Here is a 16,449-nt window from a genome sequence, read left to right as displayed (position 1 = left end):
GGATGGCCTTTCGTTCCTGCCTCCGGTTCCGCTTGCCCCCCTCCGGCCTCCCGGCCCTTCTGATCGCGATTCTTTGGTCGCTCTTTTGTGCCACTTACGCCAACGCTCTCGAACTCAAACCCTTCAAGGACGATCTCTTCGCCTATCCGGTCATGCTCTCATCCGAAAACAGCGGCGCCTATACGGTCATCGATTATCGTGAGCTGCGCGATATCAACGCCCGCGACGAAGTGCCTGAGCGCCGGGTGCATGCGCAATACACCGATACCGGTGTGCGCAAGGTGCAGCAGGATTTGTTGCTGAAGACCGATGCCGGCGATGTCCGCCACATCGCCGTCGGCAAGACCGGGGGCGCCAGCATCATCGTGCTTTATCTGCACGGGCAGGGCGGCAGCCGTAAGCAGGGCACCGACGACTTCACCTTCGGCGGCAATTTCAACCGTATCAAGAACCTGATGGCCGGCAATGGCGGCCTCTACCTGTCGCCGGATTTTTCCGATTTCGGCGACACCGGTGCCACCCAGATCGCCGCGCTGATCAACCACTATGCCGAACAATCGCCGAGCGCAAAAATCTTCGTCGCCTGCGGCTCGATGGGCGGCGCGTTGTGCTGGAAGCTGGGCGCCCGCAAGGACACCGGCGGGCGCATCGACGGGCTGCTGCTGCTCGGCTCGCTATGGGACGAGAGTTTCTTCTCAAGCCCCGCCTTCAAGCGTCGTGTGCCGGTCTTCTTCGGCCAGGGCAGCAAGGACCCGGTGTTTCCAATCGAGAAACAGGAAGCCTTCTTCCGCTCCATCCTGGCCAAATCGAAAACTTATCCGACCCGCTTCGTCCGCTTCGAGACTGGCACGCACGGCACGCCCATCCGCATGACCGACTGGCGCGGCACGCTCAACTGGATGTTATCGAAGGTCCCTTAGGGCGCGGTGTTGTAGTCGAGCACGGTCTGCGGGTTGATCTCGCCGTCATAAGAGGCATCGACCTCATACTGCACCAGCGAGAAATTGCCGTGGCGAAACAGGTAGGTGCCGGCCGACGAGGCGTCGCCGACGCCGCGCCACTTGTTCAAGGATGAAATCGTTTTGGTGGCCTCGTCATATTCGGAGTTGACCAACTGGTCGTCGGTCTGGAAGCCGATGATGTTGATGCCCTCGACCTTGCCTTCGCTATTGTTGTTCTCATAGCGAATATCGAGTTCCGGTGACGCGAATTGCAATTGCCGGACGCCCGATACGTCGTCGTAGATGTAATAGACTGCGCTCTCATTGTAGGCGGCCATCGAGCAGAAAAAGCGAAACAGCCGTGTCTCGCGTTCGGGCTCGTTTTCGGCCGCCCCCGCATCCTTGTAGCGGAGCGAGTAGGCGTCCGGCTCTCCTCGCGGATCGCCGCCGGGCATGTCCTTGTCGCATTGGTCGCCATACGTCGCTGCGAAGGCCTTCTTGGCCTGCTCAAGCGCTGCGTCCTTCTTCGGCGGCGGTCCTTCGCCGCAGCTTGCCGGCACGGCATCCTCGAAATCGACCTTTGACGGTTTCAGCGCACCCTTGTCGATGAAGATTGCGCGAAATGGCGGTTCCTGGATCGAGGCATTGATCTGGCGCAGCGTATAGCAACCGGCAAAGACATTTTCGCTGCCGTCCTTGGCCGTCGCCCGGATGGCGACGGGAACGCTGTAGTAGATGCTGCCGGCAGCACCGTCTTCGGATACGCCGCCGGTCCTGACTTCGACCGTGTCGGTGCCGTCATAGCCTTTGACGAAGGAGTTGAAATCCTTAGCCGGTTTGGTGTCGCCGAAATAGTCCCAGGCGCGCGCGAACTCGTGCCGGCTGATGGCGCTGTAGAGCGACCGGATGACCGCTTCGGCATCCGACCTGTCGTCTATGTAAGGCGCGTCGGCGGCGAGCACCGGTTGGCTAGTAGCGGCAAGGGAGAAAAAAGCGGTCGCTGCGAACAAGGCGCGTCTCATCGGGAACCTCCACTCGATGAAAAATCCTATCATATCGATTGCGGCGGCGTGGTGACGCTTGAACAATCGCCTGCGAAAGCGCTACCTCTCGCCCTCGGCAGTCGGGCCGCGTGGAGATTTCTTTTGACCATATCAATGTATGAAGCATCCGTGCCGGTATTTTCGGCGAGGCTGAAGGCACTGGCCAATGTGCTGAACATTGCCGAGCAAAATGCGGCTGACCGCAAGATCGACCCGCAGGTGTATCTCACGGCGAGGCTGGCGCCGGACATGTTCGCCCTGACCAGGCAGGTACAGATTGCCACCGATCACGCCAAGGGCGCGCCGTCGCGGCTTGCCGGGCGCGAGGTGCCAAAATACGAGGACAATGAGGCGAGCTTCGCCGAGCTGCAGGCGCGCATAACCAAGACGCTCGATCTACTCGCCACGTTCTCGGCGGCCGAATTCGATGGTTCAGATGACAGAATGGTCGAACTGAGGCTTGCGGGGCGCGAGGTGTCGATGCCGGGAATGCAGTATCTGCTGCATGCCGCCATGCCCAATTTCTATTTCCACCTGACCACCGCCTATGACATCCTGCGTCACAACGGCGTGCCATTGGGCAAGTCGATCTTCCTCGGATTGCGTTGAGATTCGCTCGTGAGATATCCCGCTGCGGCGGGATATCTCACGGCGCGCTGTTTAGCGTAGGGACATTTCCCGGGCGATGCGCGGGAAATCGGCCGGCTTGACGCCGATATCGGCGCGATCGGCATTGCTCATCGAATGGAGCAGCGCCAGTGCCGCACGATAACGCAGCTGTTCCCGCGGACGCGGACGGGCGAACATTTCAGTGAAGAATCCCATGAATTCAAGCCCCTTATTGAACCTCCACGGCCGTCAATATAGGCAGATCATGACAATTGTGCAGTGCAGCATTCGCATGGCAGCCATGCTGCCCTGATCTTTTTTGACATAATTCGGCTGTTCCCGCGAAACTTCTGTGGTGCTTCGACCGTAGGCCTCAGTGCCGGCACTTGGCCGGTTTTTCCTCGCCATTCCTGGCGAACTTCCGGACTGCATTCACATGCAGTCCGGCTTTTTTGTTAGCCGCAGGGATAAACTCCGTCCGCCGGCGTCCTGGGAAAGTCGCCTGGCCTGCCGTCGGTGGGCTTGGAAGCGGGCGGCGCTTTCCTGTATGCTATTGCTTCCTCCTCGCGCAGCCGCGCAAAATTCCCGCCGGAGAAACTCCATGCACAAACGCCGTCTCGGCCAGACCGATCTTTTCGTGTCGCAAATCTGCCTCGGATCGATGACCTGGGGCCAGCAGAACACCGAGGCGGACGGTCACGCCCAGATGGATCTGGCGTTTGCTCGCGGCGTCAATTTCATTGACACCGCCGAACTCTATCCGATCCCGCCCAAGGCGGAGACACAAGGCCGTACCGAGACATTCATCGGCAATTGGATGAAGGAGAAGCGCAATCGCGACCAGGTGATCATCGCCTCGAAGGTAGTTGGTCGTACCGCCAACACTTGGTTTCGCGGCGACCGCCCGTCTAAGCTGGTGCGCGCCGATATCTTCGACGCTATCGATAAGTCACTCGCCAGGCTCAACACCGATTACATCGACCTCTATCAGATCCATTGGCCGGAACGCGACGTGCCGTGGGGCGCCAATCCGAACCGGATCGGCGCTGTCCCGCGACGCTCCGATGCCGCCGGCGTGCCGGAGGGCGAGACGCCGATCGCCGAGACGCTTGCCGTATTCGATGAACTGGTGAAGGCCGGCAAGATCCGCCATTTCGGTCTGTCGAACGAGAATTCCTGGGGCGTCATGCGTTTCATCGCCGAAGCCGACAAGGGCCTCGGCCCGCGCGTCGCCTCGCTGCAGAACGCCTATAATTTCGTCAATCGCACCTTCGAGGTGAACCTTGCCGAAGTCTGCGAGCGCGAGCAGGTGTCGCTGCTTGCCTATTCGCCGCTGGCGCAAGGCTATTTGACCGGCAAATACGATCATGGCGCGCGGCCGCAGGGCTCGCGCTCGCAGTTGTTCAACCGCGGCCAGCGCTACGAGACGCCGAATGCTGCCGAGGTGCAGCTCGAATACAACCGGTTGGCGCGCACCTTCGGCATGGAGCCGGCGCTGTTCGCCAATGCCTATATCTCGAACCGGCCCTTGGTCACCTCGAACATCATCGGCGCCACCACCATTTCGCAACTCGAAATGGCGCTCTCTTCCGCCGACGTGGTCTGGACCGAGGACATGCAGAAAGCCGTTGATGCGATCCACCAGCGCGTTGGCAATCCGTGCCCTTGATGCGTCGGGACGTGGTTGTCCGATCGTCATAAGGAGAGGGGAACAGCCGTGGACTTCCGGATCGACGCGGTGCGCGCGAAATTTCCGGCTTTGTCGCTGACCGACAAGAGCCGCCGGCGCATCTATCTCGACAATCCTGCCGGCACGCAGGTCCCGCAGGCGGTGGCGGACGCAGTATCGCGTTGCTTGCTGACCACCAATGCTAACCTCGGCGGCTTCTTCGAGACCACCGTTGCAGCACAAGGCATCGTGGACGAGGCCCATCTGGCGATGGCGGATTTTCTCGGCGCTGCGAGCCCGCAGGAAATCATCATCGGTGCCAACATGACGACATTGACCTACCACATGTCGCGAACGCTCGGCCGCACGATGAAGCCCGGGGACGAGATCGTCCTCACCCGCATGGACCATGAGGGCAACGTCTCACCCTGGCTGCAACTGGCTGAAGACCTTGGCCTTGTCGTGCGCTGGCTGCCTTTCAACCAGCAGAGCTGGCAGATCGAGGAGGCGGCGCTCGCCGCGCTGCTTTCCGAGAGGACGCGGCTCGTCGCGCTCAACTACGCCAGCAATCTCACCGGGTCGATCAACCGGGTGAAGGCGTTGACCGGCATCGCCAGGCGGGCTGGTGCGTTGGTCTACGTCGATGCCGTCCAGTTCGCGCCGCATGGCCTGATCGACGTCCAAAACCTCGGCTGCGATTTCCTGATCTGCTCGGCTTACAAGTTCTTCGGCCCGCATATGGGGATTTTGTGGGGCAGGCTGGACGTTATCGATGCGCTTAAGCCGTATGGATGCCGTTGCTCGTCCAATGCCTTGCCGGAGCGCTTCGAGCTCGGCACGCCGCAAATTGAATTGATGGCCGGCCTGTCGGCGGCTGTCGATTATTTTGCCGAGTTGGGTGCGGCAGCCGGCGCGCAAGGATCGCGTCGGCTGAAAATCGCCAAGGCCTTCGAGGTTTCAATCGTTTACGAAAACCCGCTGACGCGACAGCTGATCGATGGCTTGTCGGATATTGCCGGCCTGACCATCCACGGCATCACCGATCCGAAGCGGATCAATGAGCGCGTGCCGACGGTGTCGTTCACCGTCGAGGGCATCGTGCCGGAGACGATCGTGCGGCAGATGAATGCGGAAAACATCTTCCTGTGGTCCGGCCACAACTACGCCTGGGAGATCGTCCACCAGCTCGGCATTCCGGCCGAGCAGGGGGTGGTGCGCATCGGCATCGCTCATTACAACACTGCAGGCGAGATCGACGAGACGCTGGAGAGCGTGCACCGCGTTGTCGCCATGCTGAGGCAGGAACGATCCTGAGCGCCCTCGCGGGCGGATCATCGCTTGTGGGCGCCGCCAAAACCGGTGAGGAAGGCGGTGAGATTGTCGCCGAGCTCGTCGCAGAGATAGCCGCCTTCCTGGACGATGACCGTTGGCAGGCCGAGTCCGGCGATCACCTCGCCAATGCGCGAAAAACCAGGCGCGCTCACCGACAGCCCGCCGAACGGATCACCTTCGAAGGCGTCTAGCCCCAGCGCCACCACAAGCGCATCGGGCGAGAAGGCCTTGATGCGCTGGAACGCCATCGCCAGCGCTTCGAGGAACGCGGCGTCGCCGGATTTGCGCGGCAGCGGCAGGTTGAGATTGTAGCCGAGGCCGCGCCCTTCGCCGCGCTCGTCGCCATGGCCCCAGAAAAACGGGTAGAAGCGCACCGGGTCGGCATGCAGCGACACGGTGAGCACGTCCGGCCGGGCATAGAAGATGCCTTGCGTGCCGTTGCCGTGGTGGAGGTCGACATCGAGGATCGCCACCCGCGCCGCCTGTTTGCGCAGAACCTGTGCAGCGACGGCCGAATTGTTGACGAAGCAGAAGCCGCCGGCGACATCGGCAAAGGCGTGATGGCCGGGCGGCCGGCACAGCGCATAGGCGGCCGGCGCTCCAGACATCACCGCCTCGGCGGTTTCAACCGCGCTCCAGGCGCTCCAAAGCGCGCTCTGCCACGTCTCGCCGGAGATCGGGCAGGCGGTGTCGGCCATGTGATAGCCGGCTTGGCCGACCGCCGAGGCCGGATAGGAGCCGTTCCGCGCGATCGGATGGATATTGGGGATGACCTCGGCCGAGGCGCCCTCGATGCGCTGCCAGCGCGCGAAGATATGCTGGAGAAAATAGAGATATTCCGGCGTATGCACCGCCGCAATCGGGCCGAGCCCGTGATCCCGCGGCCGTTCGATCGTGCAGCCGGCAGCCTTTGCGCCGGCCAACAATCGCTCGACCCGTTCCGGCTTTTCCGGATTGGGCTGCGGCGCGCCGCTCGAGAGGAACGCCTTCGGGTCGTGGCGCTTCTGTTCTTCGGCATAGAAGGCTTTCATGTTGGCTCCTCCGGTGCATCGGCAAAGGCGAAAAAGGCGTCGCCGACGATCTTCTGCACCTGCTCGTAGCTCGACCAGGCAATGCCCAATCGTTCGTAAAAAGCCTTGGCGGTCTCGTTGTCGGTATCGACGGACAGCCTGAGATAGGCGCCGCCGTTCTTCCGGCATTGCGCCGCGACTCGGCGCAGCAGGCGTTCGCCGATCCTGCGGCCACGAAAACGGTCCTCGACATAGAGGTCCTGCACATAGACGCCGGGCCGTCCCATCCATGTCGAGAAGATCGGGAAATACAGGCAAAGCCCGGCAAATTCGCCACCGATTTCGGCGATCAAGGTCGAGAAGGCAAGCTTTTCGCCAAAGCCATAGGTGCGGAGATCCTGAGCTGTCGAGGTGATCTCCTGATGTGCGCCGACATGCGCGCCGAGCCGCAGGAGCGCGGCGTGGATGGTTTCGACGTCCTCGACGGTCCCGGGCCGGATGACAATGTCTCTTGACGGTGGGTTGGTCACGGTCGCATCTCAGAACGCCACGCGGTCGCCGCCTTTGAGCGCCAGCATCTGCCGCGCCTCGGCCGGCGTCGCGACGTCCAGCGACAATCCGTCGAGCACGCCGCGGATGCGGCGCACCTGGTCGGCATTGGACTTGGCGAGCTGGCGCCCGTCGTAGAGGCTGTCCTCCAGCCCGACGCGGACATTGCCGCCCATTGCCGCCGCAATCGAGATCATCGGCATCTGGTGGCGTCCGGCGGCCAGCACCGAAAACCGGTAGCTGTCGCCGAACAGTTTGTCGGCGATGCGCTTCATGTGGACCAGGTTTTCTGGATCGGCGCCGATGCCACCCAATATGCCGAGCACGAATTGGATGAACAATGGTCCCGACACCAGCCCGCGGTCGCGGAAATGCGCAAGCGAATAGAGATGGCCGACATCGTAGCACTCGAATTCGAAACGCGTGCCGCAACCACGCCCGAGCTTCTCGAGCACCGTCTCCATGTCGGCAAAGGTGTTCTTGAAGATCGTGTCACGGGTAGCCTCGAGCAGCTTCGGCTCCCATTCGTGCCGCCATTCTCGCGGCCGCTCGAGCATCGGGAACAGCGCGAAATTCATCGAACCCATATTGAGCGAACACATTTCCGGCTCGGCCCTGAGCGGCGCGGCCAGCCGCTGGTCGAGCGTCATCAGCGACGATCCGCCGGTGGTGATGTTGACCACCGCATCGGTCGCCTGCTTGATGCGCGGCAGGAACTGCATGAACACCTCGGGGTCGGCGGTCGGCCGCCCATCCCTAGGGTCGCGGGCATGAAGATGCAGGATCGAAGCGCCGGCCTCGGCGGCGGCGATCGCGTCTGCGGCGATCTGGTCCGGCGTCACGGGCAGATGCGGCGACATCGACGGGGTGTGTACCGACCCGGTGACGGCACAGGTGATAATGACTTTGCGCGACGCCATGGTTCGCCTCTCAGCCTTCGACCGGCAGGTCGAGCTCGCCGGCCAGCACCTCGAGCGAGTCGCCGATGATGGATATGATCTCGCCGATCTGCGCGGCGGTGACGATCATCGGCGGCGCGACCATGAAATTGTCGCCGTCGACACCGCCCTTGACCTTGCGTCCGTAGATGATCAGGCCGCGCTCATAGGCGAGGTCGAGCAGGCGCTGGGTGGCCTTTTTCGCCGGCTCGATCGGCCTCAGCGTGTCCGGATCGGCGACAATTTCGGCACCGGTGAGCAGGCCCTTGCCGCGGATGTCGGCGATGAACGGAAACCGCTTCGCCAATCCCTTCAGCTCGTCCATCAATAGCTCGCCCATGACAGCCGCGTTGGCGATCAGGCCGAGACGGTCCATTTCGCCGAGCACGGCGAGCCCGGCGGCGCAGGCGAGCGGGTTGCCGGCGTAGGTGTGGCCGTGCTGAAAGCCGCCCGATGCGAGCAAAGGCTGCACCAGCCGCATCGGTGCCGCCAGCGCACCGAGCGGCGCATAGCCCGAGCCCAGCCCCTTCGACAGCGCGACGATGTCGGGCTTGCAGTTCCAGTGGTCGCCGCCGAGGAATTTTCCGGTGCGGCCGGCACCGCTCATCACCTCGTCATGGATGAGCAGGATGCCGTAGCGATCGCAGATCTCGCGGATGCGCGGATAGTAGCTGTCCGGCGCCACCAGTGCTGCCGTGGCAGCGCCGCCGACCGGCTCCATGATGAAGGCGAGCACGCTCTGCGGTCCCTCGGCGAGGATCTTTTCCTCCAGCATGTCGGCGTAGCGGATGCCGCGCTGTTCCATCGAAAGATTGTCGCGGTCGCGCCAGGCGATGGGCGCCGGCACGGTCGGCATCATCTGCATCATCGGCACAAATGTTTCGGACAGCGCATCGTCGCCGGTAACGGCGAGCGCGCCGAGCGTGCCGCCATGATAGGAGGGAAAGCGCGAGATCACCTTCCAACGGCTGGGCTGCCCGGTGGCGACCGCCCATTGCCGCGCCAGCTTGATGCAGGATTCGGTCGCTTCCGAGCCGCCGGAGACAAAGAAGATGCGGTCCATGCCTTCAGGGAGTTTGGCGGCCAGCTGCCGCGCGAGCTCCTCTGCCGGTTCGTTCTCGAAATGCAGACGGTAAGCGAAGGTGGCGCGGTCCATCTGCCTTTTCATCGCGTCGAGCACGTTGCGATTGGAGTGGCCGATATTGGCAACCATCGGACCGCTCGATCCGTCGATGAAGCGGCGGCCATCCTGCGTCCACATGTAGATGCCTTCGGCGCGGTCGATCAGCGGCCGGCGCAGGCTGGATAGATAAAACAGATGCGAGGCTTCGCGAGTTTCCGGGGCAGGAGACTTCAACATGTCATGGCTTTCCAAGATAGCGGTCAAGGACATTTCTGGTGACGCGCTCGACAATCGCATCCTGCCTTAGCAGGCCGGCAACCCATTCGCAGCTTCCGGCGTGAAACACCTCGCCTTTGCCGCGCGGGAAATTGACGATCATGCCGTTGCCGCGTTTGACCTTGTCGAGGTTGGCATCGCTTGCCTCGCCGAACAGCGTCTCGGCGGTGAAGCGTCCGTCCTCGTCGCCGAGAAACTGGTCCTCGAACGCAATGTCGGCGCTTTCCTCGACCTGGCTCGCCATGCCGACGGCCAGCACTTGCAGCCCGTCCGGTGCACCGCTGTCGGGCTTGGGGTAGGGCAGGCCGCCGCGGATCTCGAAATCGAGCCCGTCGACCTCGTAGCCATAGACATGGCTGTCGGCGCCGAGCAGATCGCCATAGTAGATGCCGGTGCCGGCAAACGCCCAATGCTCCGGCCGGTAGACCGGAAAGCCGCGTACGCCGCGCGGCGCGCAGCCGCCCCAGCCGGCATAGACGCCTCTTGTCGCGTTGAGACCGAAGGTCGCGGCACCCGGCCGGCCGATTTCCGGCGCTTCCCAGGAATTGGTGGCGCGCCTTATATCACCGCCGCGATAGGCCGGGTCTTCGGCGCGAGCGCGGTATTTGTAGCAGACCTGCCGGCGGCCTTCGTCCTCCAGCCTGGTCTGCCACATGAAATTGCCGGCAAAGCGCGCCGCATGACCGCCGCGCTCGACATAGGTGTCGACCGCATCGCGCATTTCCCAGGTCCAATATTCGTCGTGGCCGACCAGGACGACGCAGTCATAGCCATCGAGAATGTCGGGCGAAAAATGCAGATCGTGCTGGCTGGCGAGATCGACGGCGTAGCCGGCACGCTCGGCGAAGCGGAAGAAATGGCTGTCGTAGCTTGCCCAGCCGGACGAGGCGTATTTCTTCGAATGGCCGGTAGCAAAGGCCCATTCCATATGCGGATAGCGCGGCACGGTTTTCGGCGGCACGGCGACTTCGAGCGGCACGCGCGGCGCGTCCCTGGGCAGCACGACGAAGCCGCGGCACCACGGCCGCTGCGTCGACACCATTCGTGCATATTGGTCCCGGCCTGGCCCGGTGATGCCTTCGTAATGGTTGGAACCGCCCCATGTATTGTAGGCGAGCCAGGTGCCGGTGGCCGCCACCTGCAGCACACGGCCAGGCTTCTTGCCGGGCTGCGGCGCGACGATAAAAAGATGGTGGCAGCGGATCGGCTTGCCGTCCCGGCCATCTGCTGTCAGCGTCACGCGATAGGCGCCGGACGGCCAGTCGTCGCCGATCCGAAACTCGAACGACGCTTGCCAGCCGCAGCCTTCGACCGAACATTGGTCCGGCGTATCTTGCCAGCGCGCCGCAATCCCGGTCCTTTCGAACATTGTCGTTTCCGCGCCGCCGTCGCGGATGATCGCGATGCCGAAACTGGCGGCCGTCGAACTGACATGCAGTGCCACCATGTCGCCGGGACGATAGGAAAAACGGTCGCAGTAGCACCAGATCTCGCCGCGCCCGCCATCCATACCGGGCCATTCCCAGTAATGGCTGCGCACTGCCTGGCGTCGCTGCTCCGGCGCCAGTCCGAAATCGGGAAACTCGGTCGGCAGATGGTTCATGGACACCGCTAAGGTCGAAGGCCGCCATTTCGGCCATCCGCCGGCCAAGCGTCAATTGGAAACGATCGGGCCAGCCATTGCCGGCTGCTCCTTGGCCTTGCCGGCCAAACAGACTATCTCACAAAGGGCGGCCTTGTCCGCCACGGGAGCCGATATGCTGAGAGTGCAAAAGGTCAGGGTCAACGATATCTACGTGCCGACGGCGCGCAAAAAGACGCTGCATCCCGAGACCGTCCGCCATCTGGCCGAGGACATTCTGGAAAACGGCATGAAGATGCCGATCCAAGTGCGCCATGACGGCAAGCGCCATATCCTGGTCGAAGGGTTGCATCGGCTGGAAGCGGCCAAGTGGCTCGGCGAGACCGAGATCGACGCCTATCTGGTGCAAGCCAAGCGCCACTGAAGCCACTTATTTCCGTCGTTCGAATCTCCTGTCCCGCGGATTTTTTCGCGGGCCGTGTCGGCTTGCGTCGTGTCGGTTCGTCCTAGACACGGAAGCCAAAACCGACGTGTGAGGAAACACCATGACCACCAAGCTCGACATCGCCCCCAACTCCGACCGCGAGCTGGTTCTCGCGCGCATCATCGATGCGCCGCACGAGAACGTCTATCGCTGCTGGACCGAGCCAAAGCTGTTGACGCAATGGTTCTCGCCGAAGCCGTGGATGACGCCGCGCGCCGAATTGGATGTGCGGACCGGTGGCTCCACCCTTGTCGTCATGGCCGATCCCGACGGCAAGGAGTTCCCGAATCCAGGCATCTTCCTCGAAGTCGTACCGGGCAAAAAGCTCGTCTTCACCGATGCCTATACGAAGGCGTGGGAGCCGTCCGAAAAGCCGTTCATGACGGTCGTGCTGACCTTTGAGGACGAGGGCGAGGGTAAGACCCGCTACATTGCCCGCGTCGCGCATTGGTCGGTCGCCGACCGTGAACAGCACGAGAAAATGGGTTTTCACGAGGGCTGGGGCCAGTGCGCCGAACAGCTTGAGGAGGTCGCCAAGCGACTTTGATGCAAACGGGAGAGGGAGACTGACGTGTCCAGATCGGTATTTTTCGCCATATTCGCCTCGGCCGCCGCGCTATTTGCCGCGCCGGGCACCATCAACGCAGAGGAGGCCAAGCCCGCCATGACGACCGCAACCGCAACACTGCCGACGCCGGAAAAATCCGGCCTGCTGCCGATCAACGGCCTGAACTATTATTACGCCGTCTATGGCAAGGGCGAGCCGCTGCTTCTGCTGCATGGCGGTCTCGGCACGACCGACATGTTCGCGCCGATCCTGCCGAAGCTTACCGGGAACCGCACCGTGATCGGGGTCGACCTGCAGGGCCATGGCCGCACCGCGCTCGGCGACCGGCCGCTCAGCCTGGAGGCGATGGGCGACGACATGGCGGCGATCGTCAAGGCACTCGGCTACGTCAAGATCGACGTCATGGGTTATTCGCTGGGTGGCGGCGTCGCCTTCCGCATGGCCGTGCAGCATCCCGAAACGGTGCGCCGCCTAGTGCTGGTCTCGACCGGCTACGCCGCGGACGGCTTCTACGCCGAAATGCGTGGCCAGCAGGCACAAGTCGGCGCGGCGATGGCCGACATGATGACGGACACGCCGATGTACAAATCCTATGTCGCGGTCGCGCCGCATCCGGAGGATTTTCCGAAACTGCTCGACCAGCTCGGCGCCTATATGCGCAAGGACTACGACTATTCCGCCGACGTGCCGAAGCTGAAAATGCCGGTCATGCTGGTGTTCGGCGACAGCGACATGTACCGGCCCGAGCACGAGATCAAATTCTACCAGATGCTTGGCGGCGGGTTGAAGGACGCCGGCTGGATGCGCGAGAACCTGTCGCAAAACCGCCTGGCGATCCTGCCGAACCGCACCCACTACGACGTGTTCTTCGCGCCGGAACTGACAGCTGCCACGCTGCCGTTCCTCAATGGCGAGACCAAGGTCAAGACCTCGGATGAGGTCGTCAACGAAACGAACTGACGCCCAGTCAATTGTCTGCCGGCCGTCTCCTGCGCGATGGCCGGTTTTCATCTATGAGGCCTCGGCCGACGCATCGGGCCAATCGTGGATCGGCCGGGTCACAGCTTTAGATGGCGCCATCAAAGCTTTTCAATTGACGCTGCCACGCCTATCGATAGGTATCGCCTATCCTCGCAGGGAAGGGACACGGGCGATGGCAAGATATCAGGGCGGGTGTTTGTGCGGTGCGGTGCGCTACCGTGCCGAGGCGGCACCGATCAATGAGCGCGTCTGCCATTGCCGGCTCTGCCAGAAGGCACTGGGTGCCGCCTTCAACGCGCGCGTGCTGTTCCGCATCGACGATGTGACGGTCGACGGACCGCTGGCGACGGTGAATTCATCGCCCGATCTCAAGCGCGGCTTTTGTCCCCGCTGCGGCACGACGATGTTTTCCCGACGCGATTCCGGCGGCATCATCGGCATCACCACCGGCTCCCTCGATGATCCATCGGTGTTCAGGCCTGAGATGCATATCTGGACCGCCTCGAAGCAGCCCTGGGTGCAGATCGATGACGGCCTGCCGCAATATGAAGGCGCGCCACCTCCGGCTTGAGGTGAAATCTGGACAAAAATTTAATCCGAAGCGACACGAGATAGCCGGCAAAGCGTCATTGGCGGGCCATCATTGCTGCCTATCTATTGCGTGCGGGCGGCAGTCGAGGAGGCGACGGAATGAACGACAGCATCAACACCCTGGACGAGCTCTTGAGCGATCCGATGATCAAGCTGGTGATGGAGCGCGACCGCGTGCAGCCGGCAGAACTTCGTACGCTGCTCGAGGAAAAGGTCCGCCGGGCGGACGACGATGTGGCGGTCAACGATCGTTTTGTACCGCCGGCCCACCTGATGGCCACGACCTGCCACAAGCTGTGGCTGTGCGGCTAGGGTCTTGAAACGGTCAGCCGGAATTTGCCGGCAAATAGCTGTAATGGCTGCGGAAATAGGCAAGCTTGAAGCCGAGGCGTGCATAGTTGCGGTAGGCCGGCCCGTCGCGTTCGGACTGCGGCGCCTCGATGTCGGTCACGAACAGTTTTGCACCGCCCGCAAGTCCGTCGCGCACCATCGCTTCGCCGAGCATTGCATCGAGGTCGAAGCTCGGCGCCATGATGCCGGGAACCGGCGCGTCGATGCCGCTCCAGGCCATGCCGTCGACACCGATGAACATCGAGCGCACCGCCGCCACCGCGCCGTCCCGCCGCAGCATGTAATGATGCCAGCCGCGTCGGCCGGCCAGCGCCAGCAACCACGGTGAGGTCGGCAACCGATATTGGCTGTCGATGAACCCAGCCCGTTCCCTTGCCGTTGCCGGTGTCACCCGCTCGACCGAGACGTTCTCAGTCGGGAAAAGCGGCTCCGGTGGCAATGGCGTGGCGTCGCGAAAGATGCGTTCCCAGCCGCCCTGACGTTGCAAGCCGCGCGCCTCGAGCCAGCAGCTGAGCGTCGCGGGCTCGGTATGTGGATTGGTGTAGAACCAGGGCCGCAGAATACCGGCGTCGCGATAATGCGCCAGAAGCGCGTCGAGCCGGCTCTCGGTGGCAGCGCTATCGACACCGAAATTCTTGACGCAGTTGAAATGGATGAACGGGATCGTCGTGCAGGTGGTCCAGACGAGATCGCCATCTTCGGCGATGGCAAGGCCTTGCCTTGCGGCAAAGTCTGCCGGGGCGGCGCGATAGAGGTCGAGCCAGGCATCGACCTCGGCGCGTTCGATGACGCGGCTGAGATCGCCAGATATCTCGTCGATCCCGATGGCGGGCGAGCATGGCTCCGGCGGGACTACCGGCTGCAATTCTGACAAGGCGGCGGGCTGCATGACTTCCTCCCAAGTATGGCCTTACACCGTAAGATTAGTGGAGACTAATCTCATGCAGTGAGTTGTCAAGCGGGATTGCGAGGCAGCCACGTGGCCGAACGTTGGGGCATAGCGCACCTCCGTCCGGGCGAACGTCCCGATGCAAAGCCCTAACAATTCGATTCAAACTTTGTTGGTAGTTTCTTGTTAGGAATCCAGCTTGGTTTGTCCGGCGGCGTTGTCCTGCCTTCGGTCTGTTGTGTTTTGCGTACAGGTCCAGATGCGGTTATCAGGCGTCGTCATCTTCTCGATCGCAGCGCTCTGCCTTGCCGGCTGCACGTCGGCCTCCGGCGTCGATGCGCTGCAAGTGCCGTCCAGCGAGACCACCAGCTCGGTTGTGCGGCCACCCGCGCCGGTGGCATCTGCTGCGAAAACTGATGCTGTGCCCGCCTTCGCGGAACAGGAGCAGGACGAACAGCCGGTCGCTACATTGGAGCCCGACCAAAGCATCGAACCGCCGGCCGAGGTGATCGCGCTGATGTCGCCGCCGAAGCGGCTGACCCGCGCAGCACCGGCGATGCTTGCCGAGCCGGTCACGCGCTATGGTTTTCGCGACGCCAAGCCGATCAATTTCGGTAAGTCCTCCTCGCCGAGGCGCCTTGCCGTCCACGGCGTCGACGTTTCGCGCTGGCAGGGCAATGTGAACTGGCAAAAGCTGCGCGCCCAGGGCGCCAACTTCGCCTACATCAAGGCCACCGACGGCGGCGATCATCTCGACCCGATGTTCACCAGAAACTGGCGCAGTGCCGACGCCGCCGGCCTGAAGCGCGGCGCCTATCACTTCTTCTACTGGTGCCGCACCGCCGGCGAGCAGGCCGACTGGTTCATCCGCAACGTGCCGAGAGTCGAGGGCGCGCTGCCGCCGGTGATCGACGTCGAGTGGAACGGCGAATCCAGCTGCAAGCGCCGCCCGTCGCGGCAAAAGGTGCTGGAAAAGATGCAGGTGTTCATGGACAAGCTCGAGCGCTACTACGGCCAGCGCCCGATCATCTACACCGCGCCTGACTTTTACCGTGACAATCTCAGGGGCGCCTTCCCCGACTATCCGTTCTGGCTGCGCGCCGTGGCCGCCCACCCGTCAAAGGTCTATCCCGACCGCAAATGGCTGTTCTGGCAATATTCCGGCTCCGGCCTGTCGCACGGGGTAAGGGGTCGCATAGACCTCAACGTCTTCCACGGCGATGAGAAGGCGTGGCGCGACTGGGTTGGTGGAAGGCAGATGGTGGCCGAGGCGGAGTAGCGCGGCAGCTTCTTCCTTCTCCCCATGTGGGAGAAGGTGGATTGGCGCGCAGCGCCAAGACGGTTGAGGGGTGTTGGACGGAGTGCGTCGGTGCCAAGCTGGAGCACCCCTCATCCGACCTCGCTTCGCGAGGCCACCTTCTCCCACAAGGAGATCTTTGCACAGAAGCCGATCAGTGATTCTGTTGTGAGGTTGGAGCAGGGAGATTCGCGATGGTGGATCGTGTTCTGGGTC

General features: G+C 62.7%; 18 protein-coding genes. 10 read left to right on the top strand and 8 right to left on the bottom strand.

The annotated features are described in order from the left end of the window. The first annotated feature begins 2 nt into the window (after positions 1-2). Positions 3-920: an alpha/beta hydrolase gene (locus NKH33_RS07075; protein ID WP_352918640.1), complete on the top strand. Its 918-nt coding sequence runs from the start codon at positions 3-5 to the stop codon at positions 918-920. Here the strand turns inward: NKH33_RS07075 and NKH33_RS07070 are convergent. Beyond that, entirely contained in the window at positions 917-1,963 is a 1,047-nt protein-coding gene (locus tag NKH33_RS07070) for a DUF1176 domain-containing protein (protein WP_352918638.1), read from the bottom strand. The two genes, NKH33_RS07075 and NKH33_RS07070, sit on opposite strands and share 4 nt — an antisense overlap. Positions 1,964-2,086: 123 nt before the next feature. Here NKH33_RS07070 and NKH33_RS07065 point away from each other — a divergent pair, with 123 nt between their 5' ends. Further along, positions 2,087-2,593 carry a DUF1993 domain-containing protein gene (locus NKH33_RS07065; protein WP_352620689.1) on the top strand — a complete coding sequence of 169 codons (507 nt, stop codon included), beginning with the start codon at positions 2,087-2,089 and terminating at the stop codon, positions 2,591-2,593. A gap of 51 nt (positions 2,594-2,644) precedes the next feature. Here NKH33_RS07065 and NKH33_RS07060 read toward each other — a convergent pair whose 3' ends face one another. Beyond that, positions 2,645-2,809, bottom strand: coding sequence for a hypothetical protein (locus NKH33_RS07060; protein WP_023674744.1), 165 nt, complete (start codon positions 2,807-2,809; stop codon positions 2,645-2,647). A 385-nt stretch (positions 2,810-3,194) separates the two neighbouring features. On the opposite strand from NKH33_RS07060, the gene NKH33_RS07055 reads away from it, so the two are divergent. Together NKH33_RS07055 and NKH33_RS07050 are read left to right on the top strand one after the other, a co-directional pair. Continuing rightward, complete coding sequence (locus NKH33_RS07055; RefSeq protein ID WP_352918636.1) at positions 3,195-4,262, top strand: aldo/keto reductase; 1,068 nt, start codon at positions 3,195-3,197, stop codon at positions 4,260-4,262. Between the two features lie 48 nt (positions 4,263-4,310). Next, positions 4,311-5,576 carry a cysteine desulfurase-like protein gene (locus NKH33_RS07050; protein ID WP_352918634.1) on the top strand — a complete coding sequence of 422 codons (1,266 nt, stop codon included), beginning with the start codon at positions 4,311-4,313 and terminating at the stop codon, positions 5,574-5,576. Positions 5,577-5,593: 17 nt separating this feature from the next. On the opposite strand, the gene NKH33_RS07045 is transcribed toward NKH33_RS07050, so the two are convergent. From NKH33_RS07045 to NKH33_RS07025, 5 genes are read right to left on the bottom strand one after another with little or no spacing between them, the layout of a single operon-like run. Further along, on the bottom strand, positions 5,594-6,625 hold the full coding sequence (locus tag NKH33_RS07045) for a histone deacetylase family protein (protein WP_352918633.1): 1,032 nt from the start codon (positions 6,623-6,625) through the stop codon (positions 5,594-5,596). Then, entirely contained in the window at positions 6,622-7,134 is a 513-nt protein-coding gene (locus NKH33_RS07040; protein WP_352918631.1) for a GNAT family N-acetyltransferase, read from the bottom strand. The genes NKH33_RS07045 and NKH33_RS07040 overlap by 4 nt, the downstream gene beginning before the upstream one ends. Positions 7,135-7,143: 9 nt before the next feature. Beyond that, positions 7,144-8,073, bottom strand: coding sequence for a 3,5-dioxohexanoate:acetyl-CoA acetone transferase (kce, locus tag NKH33_RS07035; RefSeq protein WP_352918630.1), 930 nt, complete (start codon positions 8,071-8,073; stop codon positions 7,144-7,146). 10 nt (positions 8,074-8,083) lie between these two features. Further along, positions 8,084-9,451 carry an aminotransferase family protein gene (locus NKH33_RS07030; protein WP_352918629.1) on the bottom strand — a complete coding sequence of 456 codons (1,368 nt, stop codon included), beginning with the start codon at positions 9,449-9,451 and terminating at the stop codon, positions 8,084-8,086. Between the two features lies 1 nt (position 9,452). Further along, positions 9,453-11,093 (bottom strand): N,N-dimethylformamidase beta subunit family domain-containing protein, encoded by a 1,641-nt coding sequence (locus NKH33_RS07025; protein WP_352918627.1) that lies wholly within the window; start codon positions 11,091-11,093, stop codon positions 9,453-9,455. Between the two features lie 154 nt (positions 11,094-11,247). Between NKH33_RS07025 and NKH33_RS07020 the strand changes: the two genes are divergently transcribed. The 5 genes from NKH33_RS07020 to NKH33_RS07000 all read left to right on the top strand — a co-directional run bounded on the left by NKH33_RS07020 (position 11,248) and on the right by NKH33_RS07000 (position 14,008). Continuing rightward, a complete protein-coding gene (locus tag NKH33_RS07020; protein WP_023674751.1) occupies positions 11,248-11,496 on the top strand; it encodes a ParB N-terminal domain-containing protein in 249 nt (82 codons plus the stop codon). Positions 11,497-11,617: 121 nt separating this feature from the next. Further along, the gene (locus NKH33_RS07015; protein WP_352541415.1) at positions 11,618-12,103 is read left to right on the top strand and encodes an SRPBCC family protein; all 486 of its coding nucleotides are present in this window, start codon (positions 11,618-11,620) and stop codon (positions 12,101-12,103) included. 24 nt (positions 12,104-12,127) lie between these two features. Then, positions 12,128-13,084, top strand: a complete 957-nt coding sequence (locus NKH33_RS07010) for an alpha/beta fold hydrolase (protein WP_352918625.1) — start codon at positions 12,128-12,130, stop codon at positions 13,082-13,084. A 193-nt stretch (positions 13,085-13,277) separates the two neighbouring features. Continuing rightward, the gene (locus NKH33_RS07005; protein ID WP_352541413.1) at positions 13,278-13,676 is read left to right on the top strand and encodes a GFA family protein; all 399 of its coding nucleotides are present in this window, start codon (positions 13,278-13,280) and stop codon (positions 13,674-13,676) included. A gap of 119 nt (positions 13,677-13,795) precedes the next feature. Continuing rightward, positions 13,796-14,008: a hypothetical protein gene (locus NKH33_RS07000; RefSeq protein WP_023717422.1), complete on the top strand. Its 213-nt coding sequence runs from the start codon at positions 13,796-13,798 to the stop codon at positions 14,006-14,008. 13 nt (positions 14,009-14,021) lie between these two features. Here the strand turns inward: NKH33_RS07000 and NKH33_RS06995 are convergent, their stop codons facing one another. After that, complete coding sequence (locus NKH33_RS06995) at positions 14,022-14,936, bottom strand: hypothetical protein (RefSeq protein WP_352918623.1); 915 nt, start codon at positions 14,934-14,936, stop codon at positions 14,022-14,024. Between the two features lie 259 nt (positions 14,937-15,195). Here NKH33_RS06995 and NKH33_RS06990 point away from each other — a divergent pair, with 259 nt between their 5' ends. After that, the gene (locus tag NKH33_RS06990) at positions 15,196-16,215 is read left to right on the top strand and encodes a GH25 family lysozyme (RefSeq protein WP_352918621.1); all 1,020 of its coding nucleotides are present in this window, start codon (positions 15,196-15,198) and stop codon (positions 16,213-16,215) included. The last annotated feature ends 234 nt before the right edge of the window (positions 16,216-16,449 follow it).

The sequence above is a fragment of the Mesorhizobium sp. M1182 genome, from assembly GCF_040318335.1.
Classification (GTDB): Bacteria; Pseudomonadota; Alphaproteobacteria; order Rhizobiales; family Rhizobiaceae; genus Mesorhizobium.
This window is presented reverse-complemented; position numbering and strand designations above follow the sequence as displayed.